This is a genomic window from Streptomyces sp. Go-475 (assembly GCF_003330845.1).
Lineage (GTDB): Bacteria > Actinomycetota > Actinomycetes > Streptomycetales > Streptomycetaceae > Streptomyces.
This window is the reverse complement of sequence record NZ_CP026121.1, coordinates 2,831,424-2,846,946: the sequence shown is the minus strand read 5'-3', so window position 1 is coordinate 2,846,946 and position 15,523 is coordinate 2,831,424. Positions and strand designations below refer to the sequence as shown.

Here is a 15,523-nt window from a genome sequence, read left to right as displayed (position 1 = left end):
ACGCGTGACGAAGGATGTCATCGCCCTCACGAAGAAGATGCCCGACCCGCTGAGCGTGCTCGCCGGCCTGCTCTCCGGCGGGCCGGACCTGCTGGCGGGCGCCGAGGGCGAAGGAGCCGTGGTGCAGCTCTGCGACCAGCAGGGCCGCCCGCTCGTCTCCGTCGAAGCGCCGCTGCTCGTGCAGGTCAGGGGAGAGGCCGAGCGGCTGCTCGGCGCCCAGGAGCCGGAGGTGCCGTACTGGTGGACCGAGGCCCGGGCCACCACCGGCGTCCAGGAGGCCGAGGAACTCGCCGGGACGTTCGCCGCCCGCATCGCCACGCTGGTCGGCGGCACGGCCTGGCCGCCGCAGGCCGCCTGGTCGATGGCCGTGGTCAAGACGGACGGCATGACGGTGGCGCCGGCGCCGGCCGCCGCCCAGCCGGCCGTGGACGTGCTCACCGACAAGGTCGCCGTCGTCATCCAGGACCGTCCCGTCGTCGCGATGACGGCCTGGCTGTCGGACGCCTTCCGCGCCGCCGCCAACGCCGGGCTGGGACTCCAGATCGTCACCCCCGCGGGGACCCGTCTCTCTCCGGCGGTGCGCAGCAGCCTGCCGGGCTGGCCCTCCCGCTGGGTGGTGCAGGACGACCGGGACGGCTACTACGACGGTCTGTCCGGCGCGGTCCTCCAGTGGAGCAACGGCATGTTCGTGACGGTCGAGTCACCGCAGGCGACTCCGGAGGACCCGCGCACCCCCGTCGCCGCCTCCTTCCAGGAGGGCATCCAGGACACGGGCGAACGCCAGCTGGCGATCTCCTTCCGCACCGTCCACCCGGCCGACGACCGGCTCGTCCTCGGCGGTGCCGTGGAAGCCGTCTGGCGGGACGTCACGGGTGAGCCGCCGGCGGGCTGGGGCACCGAGGAGCCGGCCAACCTCCCCTGGTCGCTGCGGCAGTTGACCGACGTCGCCCACGAGCGGGCGCCCGAGCCGACCTGGCTGGTGGTCGTCGGCACGCCGGAGCGGCCGGGCCTGGCGACGGTGCGCATCACCCGGACGAAGGGCGGCGTGGAGGAGGACGTGACCCTGGCCTTCGGTTACGGACCGGGGGAGCGGATCCCGACGGACGCCGTGGCCGCCGCCGCGGAGAGCCTCGCCACCCGGCACGACCTCCAGTCGATGCTGGTCCAGATCCGCCGGGCCCGCCGCGACCTGTCCGTCCCGGCCCGCTTCGAAGGCCCCGGCGTGCCCTTCGCGTTCGTGCTGGGCGCCGAGGAGGTCCGCCAGATGCCGGGCGACCGGGCCCGCCGCACACCGCTGCCCGAGGCGCCGCGGGAACTGGGCCCGAAGACCCGCCCGGCCCTGTACTACCCGTTCCGGGGCGACCCGTCGGACCTGTCGGGCTGGCAGGACTTCGAGCGTCTGATGAGGCACTTGAAGGGCGAATAGCCACCGCCCGCAGGACAAGCGAGCAGCCGCCGCCTCAGGACAGCCGCAGGGCCCGCACTCGACGAGTGCGGGCCCTGCGTACGTGCGTTCCAGTGCCGGTCAGCCCACGGCCGCCTTCTCGCGCTCGCGCCGCTCGGCGCTCTGGCGCTCGCGGGCGAGCTCGGCCGCGTCCCGCTTGAAGGCCCACTCCATCTTCGGCTCCATCGCGAAGCGGAACACGCGCTGCACCGGCTTGGTGCACAGCACGGTCACGACGGCCGCCGCGAGGAGGGTCACGAGGATCTCACCGGCCGGCTGGTGCAGCCAGGCCGCCTCGAACCAGCCCTGGTAGTCGCCGGCCTTCACCAGGAAGCCGTGCAGCAGGTAGCCGTAGAGCGTGCCGGCGCCGAGCGCGGTGAACCACATGTGGCGGCGCGGCACCCAGGCGAAGAAGCACGCGGTCAGCACCAGGGAGCAGCCGAACAGCGCGAGCACCATGACCGGGCCGGTCCACCACGGGGCACCCAGCTCCTGCGCGGAGTCGCGGTGGTAGAACCACGCGGTGTTCATGCGCGGCACCGCCCACCAGCTGACGGCCAGCGCCGCCGCGAAGACGGGCACCGACGCGATCCGCACCGAACGGCGGCGCACCATGTGGAAGTGCTCCGGCTTCATCGACAGGCCCAGCACGAAGAACGGCAGGAACTGCAGGACGCGCTGGAGGTCGAGGTCGTCGCCGATCGACGGGCTGACGGTCGCCAGCATGGCGATGCCGAGCGCGAGCGGCAGCGGCCAGCGCGCCAGCTTCCAGATGGGCGTGGTCAGCCGCCAGACGAACAGCGCGCACAGGAACCAGGTCAGGTACCAGGGGTCGAGGAGGCTGATCTCCTGGTGCGGATCGTTGTCGATCCACCGCTTGAAGAGCGGGTAGGCCGTCTCGAAGACGATGTACGGCACGGCGACGCCCGTGATCAGGCGCTTGAGCCGGTCGGGCCGCATGTCGAAACTGCGCGAGAAGTAGCCGGAGATGATGATGAACGCCGGCATGTGGAACGCGTAGACGACCTGGTACGCGGCCTCGAGTATCCGGCTGTCGCCCTTGAGCGGCTCCCAGGCGTGGCCCATGGCCACCAGCACGATCGCGAGGTACTTCGCGTTGTCGAAGAACGCGTCGCGCTGCTTGCCGTTCTGCTTCTTCTGCGGGCTTTGCGGCGAGCGAGGGCTCGGCACTCCGTCGGCCGATGACCGGGCCGGGGGAAGTGGCGCCTTGCGGTCGCCGTTCGGTCGCAGCGAGTTCGTCACAGACCCTCCCACCGGGAGCTCGGGGAGACGATCCGGGACCTCGCTGCGCTTACGGGGGACGAGGCAGCGTGGAACATCTGAGGCACCCTAGCGTTCCCTGCGGCTATTCGTAAAACGCCGGACGTGATTCCTGGCTATTCGCTCTGGGTACCCCGGATTTCAGGTAGTTGACGTCGCGGTCGGCGTGATGACCGACACACGCCCACCAGCGGATTGGGATCCTCCGCTGCCCCTACTTGTCGTGATACTTCCGGACTAAGCGACGCATAAGACCAGCAGGCGACTCCAGTGGAATGTCCGCTTCCGTTAGTCTTCGGGCCCTGTCCGCAGGGTGGTTGGTGAGTCTGTGGCAACAATTCGAAATAGCTGCGAACGCGTTGTGTGGAGACGGAAACGATTCGGCTGAATTCCCTGCGCGGGTGGTCCGTCGAATTGCCGTACGAGTCCCCGCCGTCGGGCCCCGCACACGCGCGGCGCACGCGGCCGCCGGACGACACCGGTGTGGTCGATGCGTCACCGGCCGCATAGCCCGGCCACGTTGGTGGCACGATGGTTCTGGCGGGGGTGCGCGGGGTCGCATCGCCGGGCCGGGAGAGCGGACCGACCGAGGGTGTGATCAGTTGTGGCCATTTCACTGTCTGTGGTGCTGCTGTTGGCGATCATCCTTGTGGTGTTGCTGAGAGGCGGCTCCATCAAGGCGGGTCCCGCGATCGTGGCGGTCCTCTTCGGCTTCTTCCTCGCCTCGACCGGCATGGCCGACGACATCCAGCGGTTCCTCAACTCGATAGCGGAGACCATCAACTCCATCAGCTTCTGACGGGAGGGTGCGCCCCCACCCCGGGGAGCCCCGGCAGGGGCGGATACGCTCGCCCCGACCACAGGACGGTGCGTGACGGGGGGAACGTACGGGGATGGCGCTGCGCGACTCTGATCCCGCGGAGGTGGGCGGCTACCGCATCGAGGACCGCCTCGGCTCCGGCGGCATGGGCGTGGTCTACCTGGCCCGCTCCGCCTCCGGCCGGCGCCTCGCGGTCAAGGTGGTGCACGGCCAGTACGCCGACGACGACGAGTTCCGCATCCGCTTCCGCCGCGAGGTGGCCGCCGCCCGCCGGGTCAGCGGCGCCTTCACGGCCCCCGTCGTGGACGCGGACGCCGACGCGCCGCGCCCCTGGATGGCCACCCTCTACATACCGGGCGCGGACCTCGGCATCCACGTCCGCGAGCACGGCCCGCTCCCGCTGCCCCGCCTGCGCGAACTCGCCGCCGGTCTCACCGAGGCGCTGCGCGACATCCACCGCGCCGGAGTCGTCCACCGTGACCTGAAGCCGGCCAACGTGATGCTCGCCGAGGACGGCCCCCGCGTCATCGACTTCGGCATCTCCCGCGCCGCCGAGTTCGCCGCCTCCGACGCCCTCACCCAGACCGGCCGCGTGATGGGCACGCCGCCGTTCATGTCGCCGGAGCAGTTCGCGTCCCCGCAGGACGTCGGCCCGGCCGCCGACATCTTCTCCCTCGGCTCGGTCCTCACCTACGCCGCCACCCGCCGCGGCCCCTTCGACAGCCCGAGCCCCTACGAGACCGCCCTGCGGGTCGTCGAGGGCGACCCCGACCTGTCCGGCGTACCCGACGAACTGCTGCCCCTCGTCTCCGTCTGCCTGAAGAAGCACCCCAAGTCGCGCGCCACCCCGGACGAACTCCTGGCCCTGCTGCGCGACGGCCTCGCCCAGGCAGGCCCCCGGCCCGGGATCACCGGGCCCGGATCCGTCGACCCCAGGCCCACACAGCCGAAGGACGCCGTGCCCGGCGACACCCTGGCCCGCCTGACCCGCCCCGGCCCGGAGCCCGCCCCGGAGCCCGCGCCCGACCAGGCCCCGAGCCGCCGCAGACGCCGCTACCTGCTGGCCGCGGCCGCCCTCGGTGCCGTCCTCGCCGTGTTCGCGGCCACCACCCTCGCCCTCACCTGGGACCCCGAACCGCCCGCCCGCGAAACCCCGGCCGCCGACCTCCCCGACGGCTGGCGGCCCTGGTCCGCCAAGGCCAAGGGCGCCGGCGGCGCCGGCACGACCTTCCGGAACTGCGCCGCCGTCGACGCCTCCCTGGTCTGCGCCGGCGACGACCTCATGGCAGCCCGCTTCGCCCTCGCCGACGGCCGCAACACCTGGACCCTGCCCGTCGACCCCACACCCGGCGACAACTTCTCCGACGAGGGCGCCATCCTCGGCACCGGCGACGGCCGCGTCTACGCCTACGGCGCCGACGACCGGGGCACCCTCCCCACCGGCGAGCCCGTCACCCGCTACACGGTCCAGGCCCTGGCCGCGGACACCGGAAAGGTCCTCTGGCGGACCGTGACCGGCGAGGGCCCCAGCGCCCTCGCGCCCAACAGCGACCACGGCGCGGCCACCGCCGTCCCCGAGGGCCTGATCACGGTCTACGGCGCCCAGGGCGAGTCCTACGCCCTGATCGGCACCGACGACGGCGAGGTCCGCTGGCGGCGCCCGCTGCCCGGCGTGGCCCACACCTGCGTCCTGGACAGCGCGGCCGCCCACCCCTACCTCGTCTGCGTCACCGACGAGGACCGGCCGAGCGAGGCCCGCACCAGCGTGGCCCAGCTCGACCCGGCCACCGGCAGACCCCGCTGGACGGTCCGTGCGAAGGGCGCCCTGAACCTCCTGGGGGAGGACCAGGGGCGCCTGGTGCTCGCGGGGAAGCTCGGCGAGCACCGCGACCTGACCCGGATCGACACCTCCACCCGCGCCGTCACGACCGTACGGCTCTCCGCGCAGCAGCCGGACGCGGCCGTGGCGCACCTGGCGAAGGGCACCCTGTACTTCACCCAGTCCAGCGGCAGCGTGCGGGCGGTCTCCCCGCGGAACGGACGCCTGCTGTGGGAGAGCAACTCCACCGTCGAACGGCAGGGCACACCGACGGTCACCGACACCCGCCTGTACCTGTCGTCCCCCAACGGCCGCCTCGCGGCCCTGGACACCAGAACCGGCAGGGTCGAGGCCACCCGACCCGGCCGGGACGACGGCGGCAGCATCGACAGCGCCTTCTTCCCCACCGGCGCCCCCCTCGTCCTGGCCGGCGACGCCCTGTACGTCCCCTACGGCATCCGCTCCGTCTACACGGTGGACGTCCGCGACCTGTGACGGAGGCCGGCGACGACCGGGCTCGCCCAGGGCACGCCGGTCACCTCGATCACCCCGACCGACGATCGTCCGAGTCGACGACGACCGACCGCGGCCCGCCCTCCGGCAAGGGCTCTCCCGCGTGCTCGTAGTCGACGAGGAGCCCCGTCGTGGAGGTCTTGGAACCATCGAGGACCGCGTCCACGAGCCGGTCGCGCAGGGGACCGTAACGACCCACCCGGCACACCGGACCGGCCACGCGCCGGAAAACGATCAGGGCCAGGCGGAGGAAGGATCCTCCGGCCTGGCCCTGAGCCGTATGGAGCGGGCGACGGGAATCGAACCCGCGTAGCTAGTTTGGAAGACTAGGGCTCTACCATTGAGCTACGCCCGCACAGCGCGCGCCGCAGGTCGGAAGACCGCGGCACTGAAGGCATCGTAGCGGGTCGGCCCCCTCCGTCGCACACCGCATTCCGGCCCCCCGGCCCGACGCGGTTCCGGCCCCGTGGAAATGCGGCGGCCGCACCGCCTGTCGGCATGTACCCTACGTGTCGCACCAGACGGGGTGTGGCGCAGCTTGGTAGCGCGTCCGCTTTGGGAGCGGAAGGCCGTGGGTTCAAATCCCGCCACCCCGACCAGCCAGCCGATCATGTCCCGTGATCGTCTCCCGGTCACTCGCGTGATCGCCTTTTGGGCGGTGTAGTCGCTGCCGTTACTATGCAAGCTGCACGCCCGTGTGTCTCATCGTCTGAAGTCCTCCGGGCGGCGAAATCCGCCGGGCCGCTCTGGCCCCGGCAGAACCCAAGAAGTCAGCCACAAGGAGACCGAACCGTGAAGAGCGCCGTGGAGACCCTGAACCCGACTCGGGTTCGGCTCACTGTCGAGGTGCCCTTCGAGGAGCTCAAGGACAGCCTCGACGCGGCGTACAAGAAGATCAACCAGCAGGTCACGGTGAAGGGCTTCCGCAAGGGCAAGGTCCCGGCCCGGGTCATCGACCAGCGGTTCGGCCGCGGTGCCGTGCTGGAGGAGGCCGTCAACGACGCGCTTCCGAAGTTCTACACCGACGCGGTCAACGAGGCCGAGCTCAGCCCGCTGGGCCAGCCCGAGGTCGACATCACGGAGCTGAAGGACGGCGAGACGCTGAACTTCACCGCCGAGGTCGACGTCCGCCCCGCCATCGAGATCCCGGACTACTCCGGCATCGAGGTCGAGGTCGACGCGGTCGAGGTCACCGACGAGGACGTCGACAAGGCCGTCGAGGAGCTGCGCGAGCGCTTCGCCTCCACCGCCCCGGTCGAGCGCGCCGCCGAGGACGGCGACGTCGTGACGATCGACCTGGAGGCCAAGGTCGACGGCGAGGTCCTCGAGGACGGCGTCGCCAACGGCGTCTCCTACACGATCGGCTCCGGTGAGCTGCTGGACGGCATCGACGACGCCGTGAAGGGCCTCGAGGCCGGTGGCGAGGCCACCTTCACCTCCGAGCTCAAGGGCGGCTCGGCGGCCGGCAAGGAGGCCGAGGTCACCGTCAAGGTCACCCAGGTCGCCAAGCGGGAACTCCCCGAGCTGGACGACGAGTTCGCGCAGCTCGCCTCCGAGTTCGACACCCTCGAGGAGCTGCGCGCCGACAGCCGCAAGCGCCTGGAGAACATGAAGCAGTACGACCAGGCCACGCAGGCCCAGGAGCGCGTCCTGGAGAAGCTGCTGGAGCTCGTCGAGGTGCCCGTCCCCGAGAAGCTGCTCGAGGACGAGATCAACACCCGCAAGCACAACCTGGAGCACCACCAGCTCGGCCAGATGGGCCTCGACCTCGCGAAGTACCTGGAGATCCAGGGCAAGAGCGAGGAGGAGTTCGAGACCGAGACCCGTGAGGCCGCGGTCAAGGGCATCAAGACCCAGTTCGTCCTCGACGAGCTGGTCAAGCAGGAGAAGCTGAACGTCAACCAGGAGGAGCTCACCGAGCACCTCATGCGCCGCGCGGCCTCCTCCGGCATGTCCCCCGACCAGTTCGCCCAGGCGGTCGTCGAGGGCGGCCAGGTTCCGCTCCTGGTCGGCGAGGTCGCCCGCGGCAAGGCCCTGGCCGTCGTGGTCGAGAAGGCCACGGTCAAGGACACCAACGGCGAGATCATCGACCTCGACGACGAAGAGGACGAGACCGAGTCCGTCGAGGCCACGGCCGAGGAGACCCCGGCCGAGTCCGCCGAGGAGAAGACCGAGGGCTGAGCCCCGGCACCGGTGAGTTCATGAGAAGGCCCTGGGGCGTGCCCCAGGGCCTTCTTGCTGCCCTCGGGGGCAGCGCACCCCAGGGGCGCGGGGAACTGCGCGACCAACCACGACGTACCCGCAGCCGCCGACGGACAAGAACCACCCCGCCGAAGCCGCGCAGCGCTACGCCCCCGGCGAACACCCCCATCTCCGGGATTCCCCGAAGGGACCCGCGCGTTAGGGTCCATGAATACCAGGGCAGTGGAGTCTCCGATACGGCTCCCGCCCCGCAGGGAACACGTGAGACGGCCCGGCGCCGTCGTAAGACGAGCAGGTGGATACGTGACGAATCTGATGCCTTCAGCCGCCGGCGAGCCTTCCATCGGTGGTGGCCTCGGCGACCAGGTCTACAACCGGCTGCTCAACGAGCGGATCATCTTCCTCGGCCAGCCGGTCGACGACGACATCGCGAACAAGATCACCGCACAGCTGCTGCTCCTTGCCTCGGACCCCGACAAGGACATCTACCTGTACATCAACAGCCCCGGCGGTTCGATCACGGCCGGCATGGCGATCTACGACACCATGCAGTACATCAAGAACGACGTGGTGACGATCGCCATGGGCCTCGCGGCCTCGATGGGCCAGTTCCTGCTCAGCGCGGGCACCCCCGGCAAGCGCTTCGCGCTGCCGAACGCCGAGATCCTGATCCACCAGCCCTCCGCCGGCCTGGCCGGCTCGGCCTCGGACATCAAGATCCACGCCGAGCGGCTGCTGCACACCAAGAAGCGCATGGCCGAGCTCACCGCCCAGCACACGGGCCAGACGGTCGAGCAGATCACCCGCGACTCGGACCGCGACCGCTGGTTCGACGCCTTCGAGGCCAAGGAGTACGGCCTCATCGACGACGTGATCGCCACGGCCGCCGGTATGCCGGGCGGCGGCGGCACCGGGGCCTGAGAGGTCCCAGGAGGCTCCACGAGCCCCGTAGGACCCCGCCCGGGCCCGTGAGGGCCCCGGGACGCCCCAGCAGCCCCAGCCGACCGCCTCAGCCCCTTTCAGGAGACACCGTGAACGCATTCCCCGGCCGCGGGATCTACGACCGTATGCAGGCCGTGCAGGACATGAGCGCCTCGCAGGGCCGCTACACCGGCCCGCAGGCCGAGTCCCGCTACGTCATCCCGCGCTTCGTCGAGCGCACCTCCCAGGGCATTCGCGAGTACGACCCGTACGCGAAGCTCTTCGAGGAGCGCGTGATCTTCCTCGGCGTCCAGATCGACGACGCCTCCGCCAACGACGTCATGGCGCAGCTGCTGTGCCTGGAGTCGATGGACCCCGACCGGGACATCTCGGTCTACATCAACAGCCCCGGCGGCTCCTTCACGGCGCTCACGGCGATCTACGACACGATGCAGTACGTCAAGCCGGACATCCAGACGGTCTGCATGGGCCAGGCGGCCTCCGCCGCCGCCGTCCTGCTCGCCGCCGGCACGCCCGGCAAGCGCATGGCCCTGCCGAACGCGCGCGTGCTGATCCACCAGCCGTACAGCGAGACCGGCCGCGGCCAGGTGTCCGACCTGGAGATCGCCGCCAACGAGATCCTCCGGATGCGCACGCAGCTGGAGGAGATGCTGGCCAAGCACTCCACCCAGGCGATCGACAAGATCCGCGAGGACATCGAGCGCGACAAGATCCTCACGGCCGAGGACGCGCTGAACTACGGGCTGATCGACCAGATCATCACCACCCGGAAGATGGACAACTCGAGCCTTCGCTGAGGCGAGAGGCTGTATCGTCTGCCGCCCCTTGGCACGGTTTGGCTCGGTTCACGTCAAAGCGAACCGCGCCAAGGGGGGCCCGAACGGGGGGCCCGGCAAGGTACCGTCGGACATAAGGCAGCACCAGGAGTCCGCTGGACGTCGACGTCCAGGAGTCTCCCAGGCGAAGGGGAAGCACACCGTGGCACGCATCGGTGACGGCGGCGATCTGCTCAAGTGCTCGTTCTGCGGCAAGAGCCAGAAGCAGGTCAAGAAGCTCATCGCAGGGCCCGGTGTGTACATCTGCGACGAGTGCATCGATCTCTGCAACGAGATCATCGAGGAAGAGCTGGCGGAGACCAGCGAGGTCCGCTGGGAGGAACTCCCGAAGCCGCGCGAGATCTACGAGTTCCTCGAGGGCTACGTGGTCGGCCAGGAGGCCGCCAAGAAAGCCCTGTCCGTAGCGGTGTACAACCACTACAAGCGCGTCCAGGCCGGTGAGAACGGCGGGGCGAACGGCCGTGACGACGCCATCGAGTTGGCGAAGTCCAACATCCTCCTGCTCGGCCCCACGGGCTCCGGCAAGACCCTCCTCGCGCAGACCCTCGCGCGCATGCTGAACGTCCCCTTCGCGATCGCCGACGCCACGGCCCTCACGGAGGCCGGATACGTCGGCGAGGACGTCGAGAACATCCTGCTCAAGCTGATCCAGGCGGCCGACTACGACGTCAAGAAGGCCGAGACCGGGATCATCTACATCGACGAGATCGACAAGGTCGCGAGGAAGAGTGAAAACCCCTCCATCACGCGCGACGTCTCGGGCGAGGGCGTCCAGCAGGCCCTGCTGAAGATCCTGGAGGGCACCACGGCCTCGGTGCCTCCGCAGGGCGGCCGCAAGCACCCCCACCAGGAGTTCATCCAGATCGACACGACGAACGTGCTGTTCATCGTGGGCGGTGCCTTCGCCGGACTGGAGAAGATCATCGAGTCCCGGGCCGGCGCCAAGGGCATCGGCTTCGGCGCGCAGATCCGCTCCAAGCGCGAGATGGAGTCCAAGGACCAGTTCCAGGAGGTCATGCCGGAGGACCTGGTCAAGTTCGGCATGATCCCCGAGTTCATCGGCCGCCTCCCCGTCATCACCTCGGTCCACAACCTGGACCGCGAGGCGCTGCTGCAGATCCTCGTCGAGCCGCGCAACGCGCTCGTCAAGCAGTACCAGCGCCTCTTCGAACTCGACGGTGTGGAGCTGGACTTCGAGCGCGAGGCGCTGGAGGCCATCGCCGACCAGGCCATCCTCCGCCAGACCGGAGCGCGTGGCCTCAGGGCCATCATGGAGGAGGTCCTCCAGGGCGTGATGTACGAGGTCCCGTCCCGCAAGGACGTGGCCCGGGTCGTCATCACGGCGGACGTCGTCCAGTCGAACGTCAACCCGACGCTGATCCCGCGGGACGCGCGCGGTCGCGGTCCGGGCGAGCAGAAGACGGCGTGACACGGCAGACGTAGAGGAAAGGGCCCCGGTCGCCGACCGGGGCCCTTCCTCTTGTCGGTCGAGCCTGATCAGGCCTTGACGCGGATCTCCGGGCGGATCTTGGTGGTGATGTCGACAGCCGCGTCCTTGGTGGTCTCCTTGGTGGCGTCACCCGAGGAGACGACGGCGATCGTGCTGTAGTCGGCCCAGGCGCAGAACCAGTTTGTCTGCTCCTTCTTGGTCATCAGGTTCTCGCCCTTGAGCGCCTGGCACTTCATGACCGCGCCGTCGAGGTCGGCCTCCTCGGGCTCGCCGATCAGCTCGGTCTTGCCGCCTCCGCTGCTGGAGGAGTCCTCCTCGGCCGACTTCTTGAAGTTGGCGAAGAAGGTGTCCAGGGCCGCCTCCGGGTCGGAGACCTCACCGTAGACGCCGAAGAACTGCACGCTCCTGGCCGTCGCCAGCGTGGCGGCCGAGGACGGGTCGGAGGGGTCGTACTTGGTGGGGTCCACGGTGGAGTAGGAGCCCAGCACCGACTTGCCGTTCTTGACGCCGCTCTTCTCCAGCTCCTTGGCGGACTCGTCGCCGGCGGTCGCCCCGTCCTTCGTGACGCGGTTGTACTCGCTCAGCACCTTCGCCGGCGTGGCCAGCTTGTGCGGCCCGTCGTCCTCCAGGGAGCCCGCGCCGCCACCCCCGCCGATCACGAAGTACGCGCCGACGCCGATCGCCGCCACGAGGGCCACGGCGCCGATGACGATGCCGGTCTTCTTCTTGCCGCCGCCCGGGGCCGGGGGCTGGGGCGGCATGCCGTACGGGGCCTGGCCGTAGGGCGGCTGCGGCTGCTGACCGTACGGGGGCTGCTGGCCGTAGGGCCCCGGCTGCGGCGGGACGCCCTGCGGGGGCTGCTGCGGGTAGCCGTAACCCGGCTGGGGCGGAGGGGCCTGCTGGGGGTAGCCGTAGCCGGGCTGGGGCGCCTGCGGCGGCTGGCCGTACGGACCCGGCTGGCCGTACGGTCCGGGCTGCTGGGGCTGCCCGCCGTGTGCATGGCAGCGGGGCCCCGGCCGTTACGGGATCCTTGCAGACGTCCTGGTATTCACGCGGGGGATCTCCGGCAGTGCTCCGCCGCAGGAGGCGGCGAAGTGCGAGGGCGGCCACAGGCGCATGCATGAGGGCGCGTGTGCCGCCCTCAAGCCTTCGAACGCATCTGCTCCCGCCGTGCGCAATTCGGCGGTCGTCCTACAACAGTCCCTTCGAGATCTCGACATCGCCTACAAGAACTTCTTCGACAGCTGCACCGGAAAGCGGCGGGGTAGGAGGGTGGGCCGCCCCGGTACAAGTCGAAGAAGGACACCCGGCAGTCGATCCGCCTCAACACCAACGCCTTCTCTCTTCGAAGGACACCGAATCGTCGCCGCCGGGCGGGCGGAGACCCTCTACGCCTCGTGGAGCGCCGGTAAGACCAGGAGGAGAGTCCCGGCACATCGCGGTGAAGCAGGCAGCTCCCGGACCTCGGGCCAGGGAGCACGTCAAAAAGCAAACGCGTTTCGGGACGGAAGAGAGACACCTCTAAACTGACCCCCGTGACCGAGAACGCTCAGCAGCAGCCACCAGCGCCCAGCACCGACCTGCCGACCCAGTACGCGCCGGCCGACGTAGAGGGGCCGCTGTACGAGCGCTGGGTAGAGCGGGGTTACTTCGAGGCGGACGAGAAGAGCGACAAGCCGCCGTACACCATCGTCATCCCGCCGCCGAACGTCACGGGCAGCCTGCACCTCGGGCACGCCTTCGAGCACACGCTCATCGACGCCCTGACCCGCCGTAAGCGGATGCAGGGGTACGAGACGCTGTGGCAGCCCGGCATGGACCACGCCGGCATCGCCACGCAGAACGTCGTCGAGCGGGAGCTGGCGAAGGAGGGCAAGTCCCGGCACGACCTGGGGCGTGAGGCCTTCGTCGAGCGGGTCTGGCAGTGGAAGGGCGAGTCCGGCGGGCAGATCAGCGGCCAGATGCGGCGCCTCGGCGACGGCGTCGCCTGGTCGCGCGAGCGGTTCACCATGGACGAGGGCCTGTCCCAGGCCGTCCAGACCATCTTCAAGCGGCTCTACGACGACGAGCTGATCTACCGCGCCGAGCGCATCATCAACTGGTGCCCCCGGTGCCTGACCGCGATCTCCGACATCGAGGTCGAGTACCAGGACGACGACGGCGAGCTCGTCTCCATGAAGTACGGCGACGGGGACGACACCATCGTCGTCGCCACCACCCGCGCCGAGACCATGCTCGGTGACACGGCCGTCGCCGTCCACCCCGAGGACGAGCGCTACAAGCACCTGGTCGGCAAGCTGGTCAAGCTGCCGCTGACCGACCGCTCCATCCCGGTCGTCGCGGACGAGCACGTCGACCCGGAGTTCGGCACGGGTGCCGTCAAGGTCACCCCGGCGCACGACCCGAACGACTTCGAGATCGGCCAGCGCCACGACCTCCCCGCCCTGACGATCATGGACGAGCACGCCGTGATCACCGCCCACGGCCCCTTCCAGGGCCTGGACCGGCTGGAAGCGCGGTCGGCGATCGTCGCGGCCCTGCGCGCCGAGGGCCGGATCGTCGCCGAGAAGCGGCCCTACGTCCACTCCGTCGGCCACTGCTCGCGCTGCAAGACCACCATCGAGCCGCGCCTGTCCATGCAGTGGTGGGTCAAGGTCGGCCCGCTGGCCAAGGCGGCCGGTGACGCTGTCCGCGACGGCCGGGTCAAGATCCACCCGCAGGAGATGGAGAAGCGCTACTTCGACTGGGTCGACAACCTCCACGACTGGTGCATCTCGCGCCAGCTGTGGTGGGGCCACCGCATCCCGGTCTGGTACGGCCCGGACGGCGAGGTCGTCTGCGTCGGCCCCGACGAGGAGCCGCCGAGCGGCGAGGGCTGGCGTCAGGACACCGACGTCCTCGACACCTGGTTCTCCTCGGGCCTGTGGCCGTTCTCCACGCTCGGCTGGCCCGAGCAGACCGAGTCGCTCGCGAAGTTCTACCCGAACTCCGTCCTGGTCACGGGCTACGACATCCTCTTCTTCTGGGTCGCCCGGATGATGATGTTCGGCCTGTACGCGATGGACGGCACCCCGCCGTTCCACACCATCGCCCTGCACGGCATGGTCCGCGACCAGTTCGGCAAGAAGATGTCGAAGTCCTTCGGCAACGCGGTCAACCCGCTGGACTGGATGGACAAGTACGGCAGCGACGCCCTGCGCTTCACCCTCGCCCGGGGCGCCAACCCCGGCGTCGACGTCCCCATCGGCGAGGACTGGGTCCAGGGCTCGCGCAACTTCGCCAACAAGATCTGGAACGCGACGCGCTTCGCGCTGATGAACGGCGCGACGGTCGACGGCCCGCTGCCGGCCCCGTCGAAGATGTCCGCGACGGACCGCTGGATCCTCTCCCGCCTGAACTCGGTCGTCGCCGAGGTCGACGCGTACTACGACGACTACCAGTTCGCGAAGCTGTCCGACTCCCTGTTCCACTTCGCGTGGGACGAGGTCTTCGACTGGTACGTCGAGCTGTCCAAGACGACGTTCCAGGCGGGCGGCGAGGCGGCCGAGGTCAGCAAGCGCGTCCTCGGCGAGGTCCTCGACGTCACGCTGAAGCTGCTGCACCCGGTGGTCCCGTTCGTCACGGAGACGCTGTGGACCACGCTCACCGGCGGCGAGTCGGTCGTCATCGCCGACTGGCCGGAGGACAGCGGCTTCCGCGACGCCGACGCAGAGCGCGAGATCGAGTCGCTCCAGTCGGTCATCACCGAGGTCCGCCGCTTCCGCGCCGACCAGGGCCTCCAGCCCGGCCAGCGGGTCCCGGCCCGCCTCACCCTGGACGGCACGCCGTTCGCGCCCCACGAGGCCGCCATCCGCCAGCTCCTCCGTCTCCAGCCGGAGGGCGACGCCTTCACGGCCACGGCGACCCTGCCGGTCGCCGGTGCCCAGGTCGCCCTCGACCTCTCCGGCACGATCGACGTGGCGGCGGAGCGAAAGCGCCTCGCGAAGGACCTCGCCGCGGCCGAGAAGGAGAAGGCCCAGGCGAACGCCAAGCTCGGCAACGAGGCGTTCCTGTCGAAGGCCCCCGACCACGTCGTGGACAAGATCCGCACCCGCCTCACCAAGGCGGAGGAGGACATCGCCCGCATCCAGGCACAGCTGGAACGCCTGCCGCAGGCGTAGTCGTCCGTACGGTCGTGAAGGCCCCCGTGCTCGTCAGCGCGGGGGCCTTCACGCAG

9 protein-coding genes, 2 tRNA genes and 3 pseudogenes are annotated in these 15,523 nt (G+C 70.1%); 10 read left to right on the top strand and 4 right to left on the bottom strand.

Annotated features, from left to right (window positions below; genetic code table 11):
* The first annotated feature begins 4 nt into the window (after positions 1 to 4).
* Positions 5 to 1,426, top strand: coding sequence for a DUF6177 family protein (locus C1703_RS13015; protein ID WP_114252487.1), 1,422 nt, complete (start codon positions 5 to 7; stop codon positions 1,424 to 1,426).
* A 99-nt stretch (positions 1,427 to 1,525) separates the two neighbouring features.
* On the opposite strand, the gene C1703_RS13010 is transcribed toward C1703_RS13015, so the two are convergent.
* Positions 1,526 to 2,707, bottom strand: coding sequence for an acyltransferase family protein (locus tag C1703_RS13010; protein ID WP_114252485.1), 1,182 nt, complete (start codon positions 2,705 to 2,707; stop codon positions 1,526 to 1,528).
* Positions 2,708 to 3,329: 622 nt separating this feature from the next.
* On the opposite strand from C1703_RS13010, the gene C1703_RS13005 reads away from it, so the two are divergent.
* Entirely contained in the window at positions 3,330 to 3,524 is a 195-nt protein-coding gene (locus tag C1703_RS13005) for a hypothetical protein (RefSeq protein WP_003990237.1), read from the top strand.
* 94 nt (positions 3,525 to 3,618) lie between these two features.
* Positions 3,619 to 5,859, top strand: coding sequence for a serine/threonine-protein kinase (locus tag C1703_RS13000; RefSeq protein WP_114252483.1), 2,241 nt, complete (start codon positions 3,619 to 3,621; stop codon positions 5,857 to 5,859).
* A 32-nt stretch (positions 5,860 to 5,891) separates the two neighbouring features.
* Here the strand turns inward: C1703_RS13000 and C1703_RS12995 are convergent.
* Together C1703_RS12995 and C1703_RS12990 are read right to left on the bottom strand one after the other, a co-directional pair.
* A pseudogene (locus C1703_RS12995) lies at positions 5,892 to 6,121 on the bottom strand (ASCH domain-containing protein); the annotation flags it as partial.
* Between the two features lie 37 nt (positions 6,122 to 6,158).
* Positions 6,159 to 6,232 (bottom strand) — tRNA-Gly (locus C1703_RS12990).
* A gap of 167 nt (positions 6,233 to 6,399) precedes the next feature.
* Here C1703_RS12990 and C1703_RS12985 point away from each other — a divergent pair.
* The 5 genes from C1703_RS12985 to clpX all read left to right on the top strand — a co-directional run bounded on the left by C1703_RS12985 (position 6,400) and on the right by clpX (position 11,286).
* Positions 6,400 to 6,476 (top strand) — tRNA-Pro (locus C1703_RS12985).
* A gap of 193 nt (positions 6,477 to 6,669) precedes the next feature.
* Complete coding sequence (gene tig, locus C1703_RS12980) at positions 6,670 to 8,058, top strand: trigger factor (RefSeq protein ID WP_114252481.1); 1,389 nt, start codon at positions 6,670 to 6,672, stop codon at positions 8,056 to 8,058.
* Positions 8,059 to 8,394: 336 nt separating this feature from the next.
* Entirely contained in the window at positions 8,395 to 9,000 is a 606-nt protein-coding gene (locus C1703_RS12975) for an ATP-dependent Clp protease proteolytic subunit (RefSeq protein ID WP_031114129.1), read from the top strand.
* Positions 9,001 to 9,110: 110 nt separating this feature from the next.
* Positions 9,111 to 9,818, top strand: coding sequence for an ATP-dependent Clp protease proteolytic subunit (locus C1703_RS12970; RefSeq protein WP_114252479.1), 708 nt, complete (start codon positions 9,111 to 9,113; stop codon positions 9,816 to 9,818).
* A 181-nt stretch (positions 9,819 to 9,999) separates the two neighbouring features.
* Positions 10,000 to 11,286, top strand: a complete 1,287-nt coding sequence (gene clpX, locus C1703_RS12965; RefSeq protein ID WP_010041898.1) for an ATP-dependent Clp protease ATP-binding subunit ClpX — start codon at positions 10,000 to 10,002, stop codon at positions 11,284 to 11,286.
* 68 nt (positions 11,287 to 11,354) lie between these two features.
* On the opposite strand, the pseudogene C1703_RS12960 reads toward clpX, so the two are convergent.
* Positions 11,355 to 12,326 (bottom strand): annotated as a pseudogene (locus C1703_RS12960) (hypothetical protein); the annotation flags it as partial.
* Positions 12,327 to 12,477: 151 nt separating this feature from the next.
* Between C1703_RS12960 and C1703_RS39650 the strand changes: the two are divergent.
* Together C1703_RS39650 and C1703_RS12950 are read left to right on the top strand one after the other, a co-directional pair.
* Positions 12,478 to 12,629: pseudogene (locus C1703_RS39650) on the top strand (RNA-guided endonuclease TnpB family protein); the annotation flags it as partial.
* A 213-nt stretch (positions 12,630 to 12,842) separates the two neighbouring features.
* Positions 12,843 to 15,467: a valine--tRNA ligase gene (locus C1703_RS12950; RefSeq protein ID WP_114252477.1), complete on the top strand. Its 2,625-nt coding sequence runs from the start codon at positions 12,843 to 12,845 to the stop codon at positions 15,465 to 15,467.
* Positions 15,468 to 15,523 lie beyond the last annotated feature (56 nt).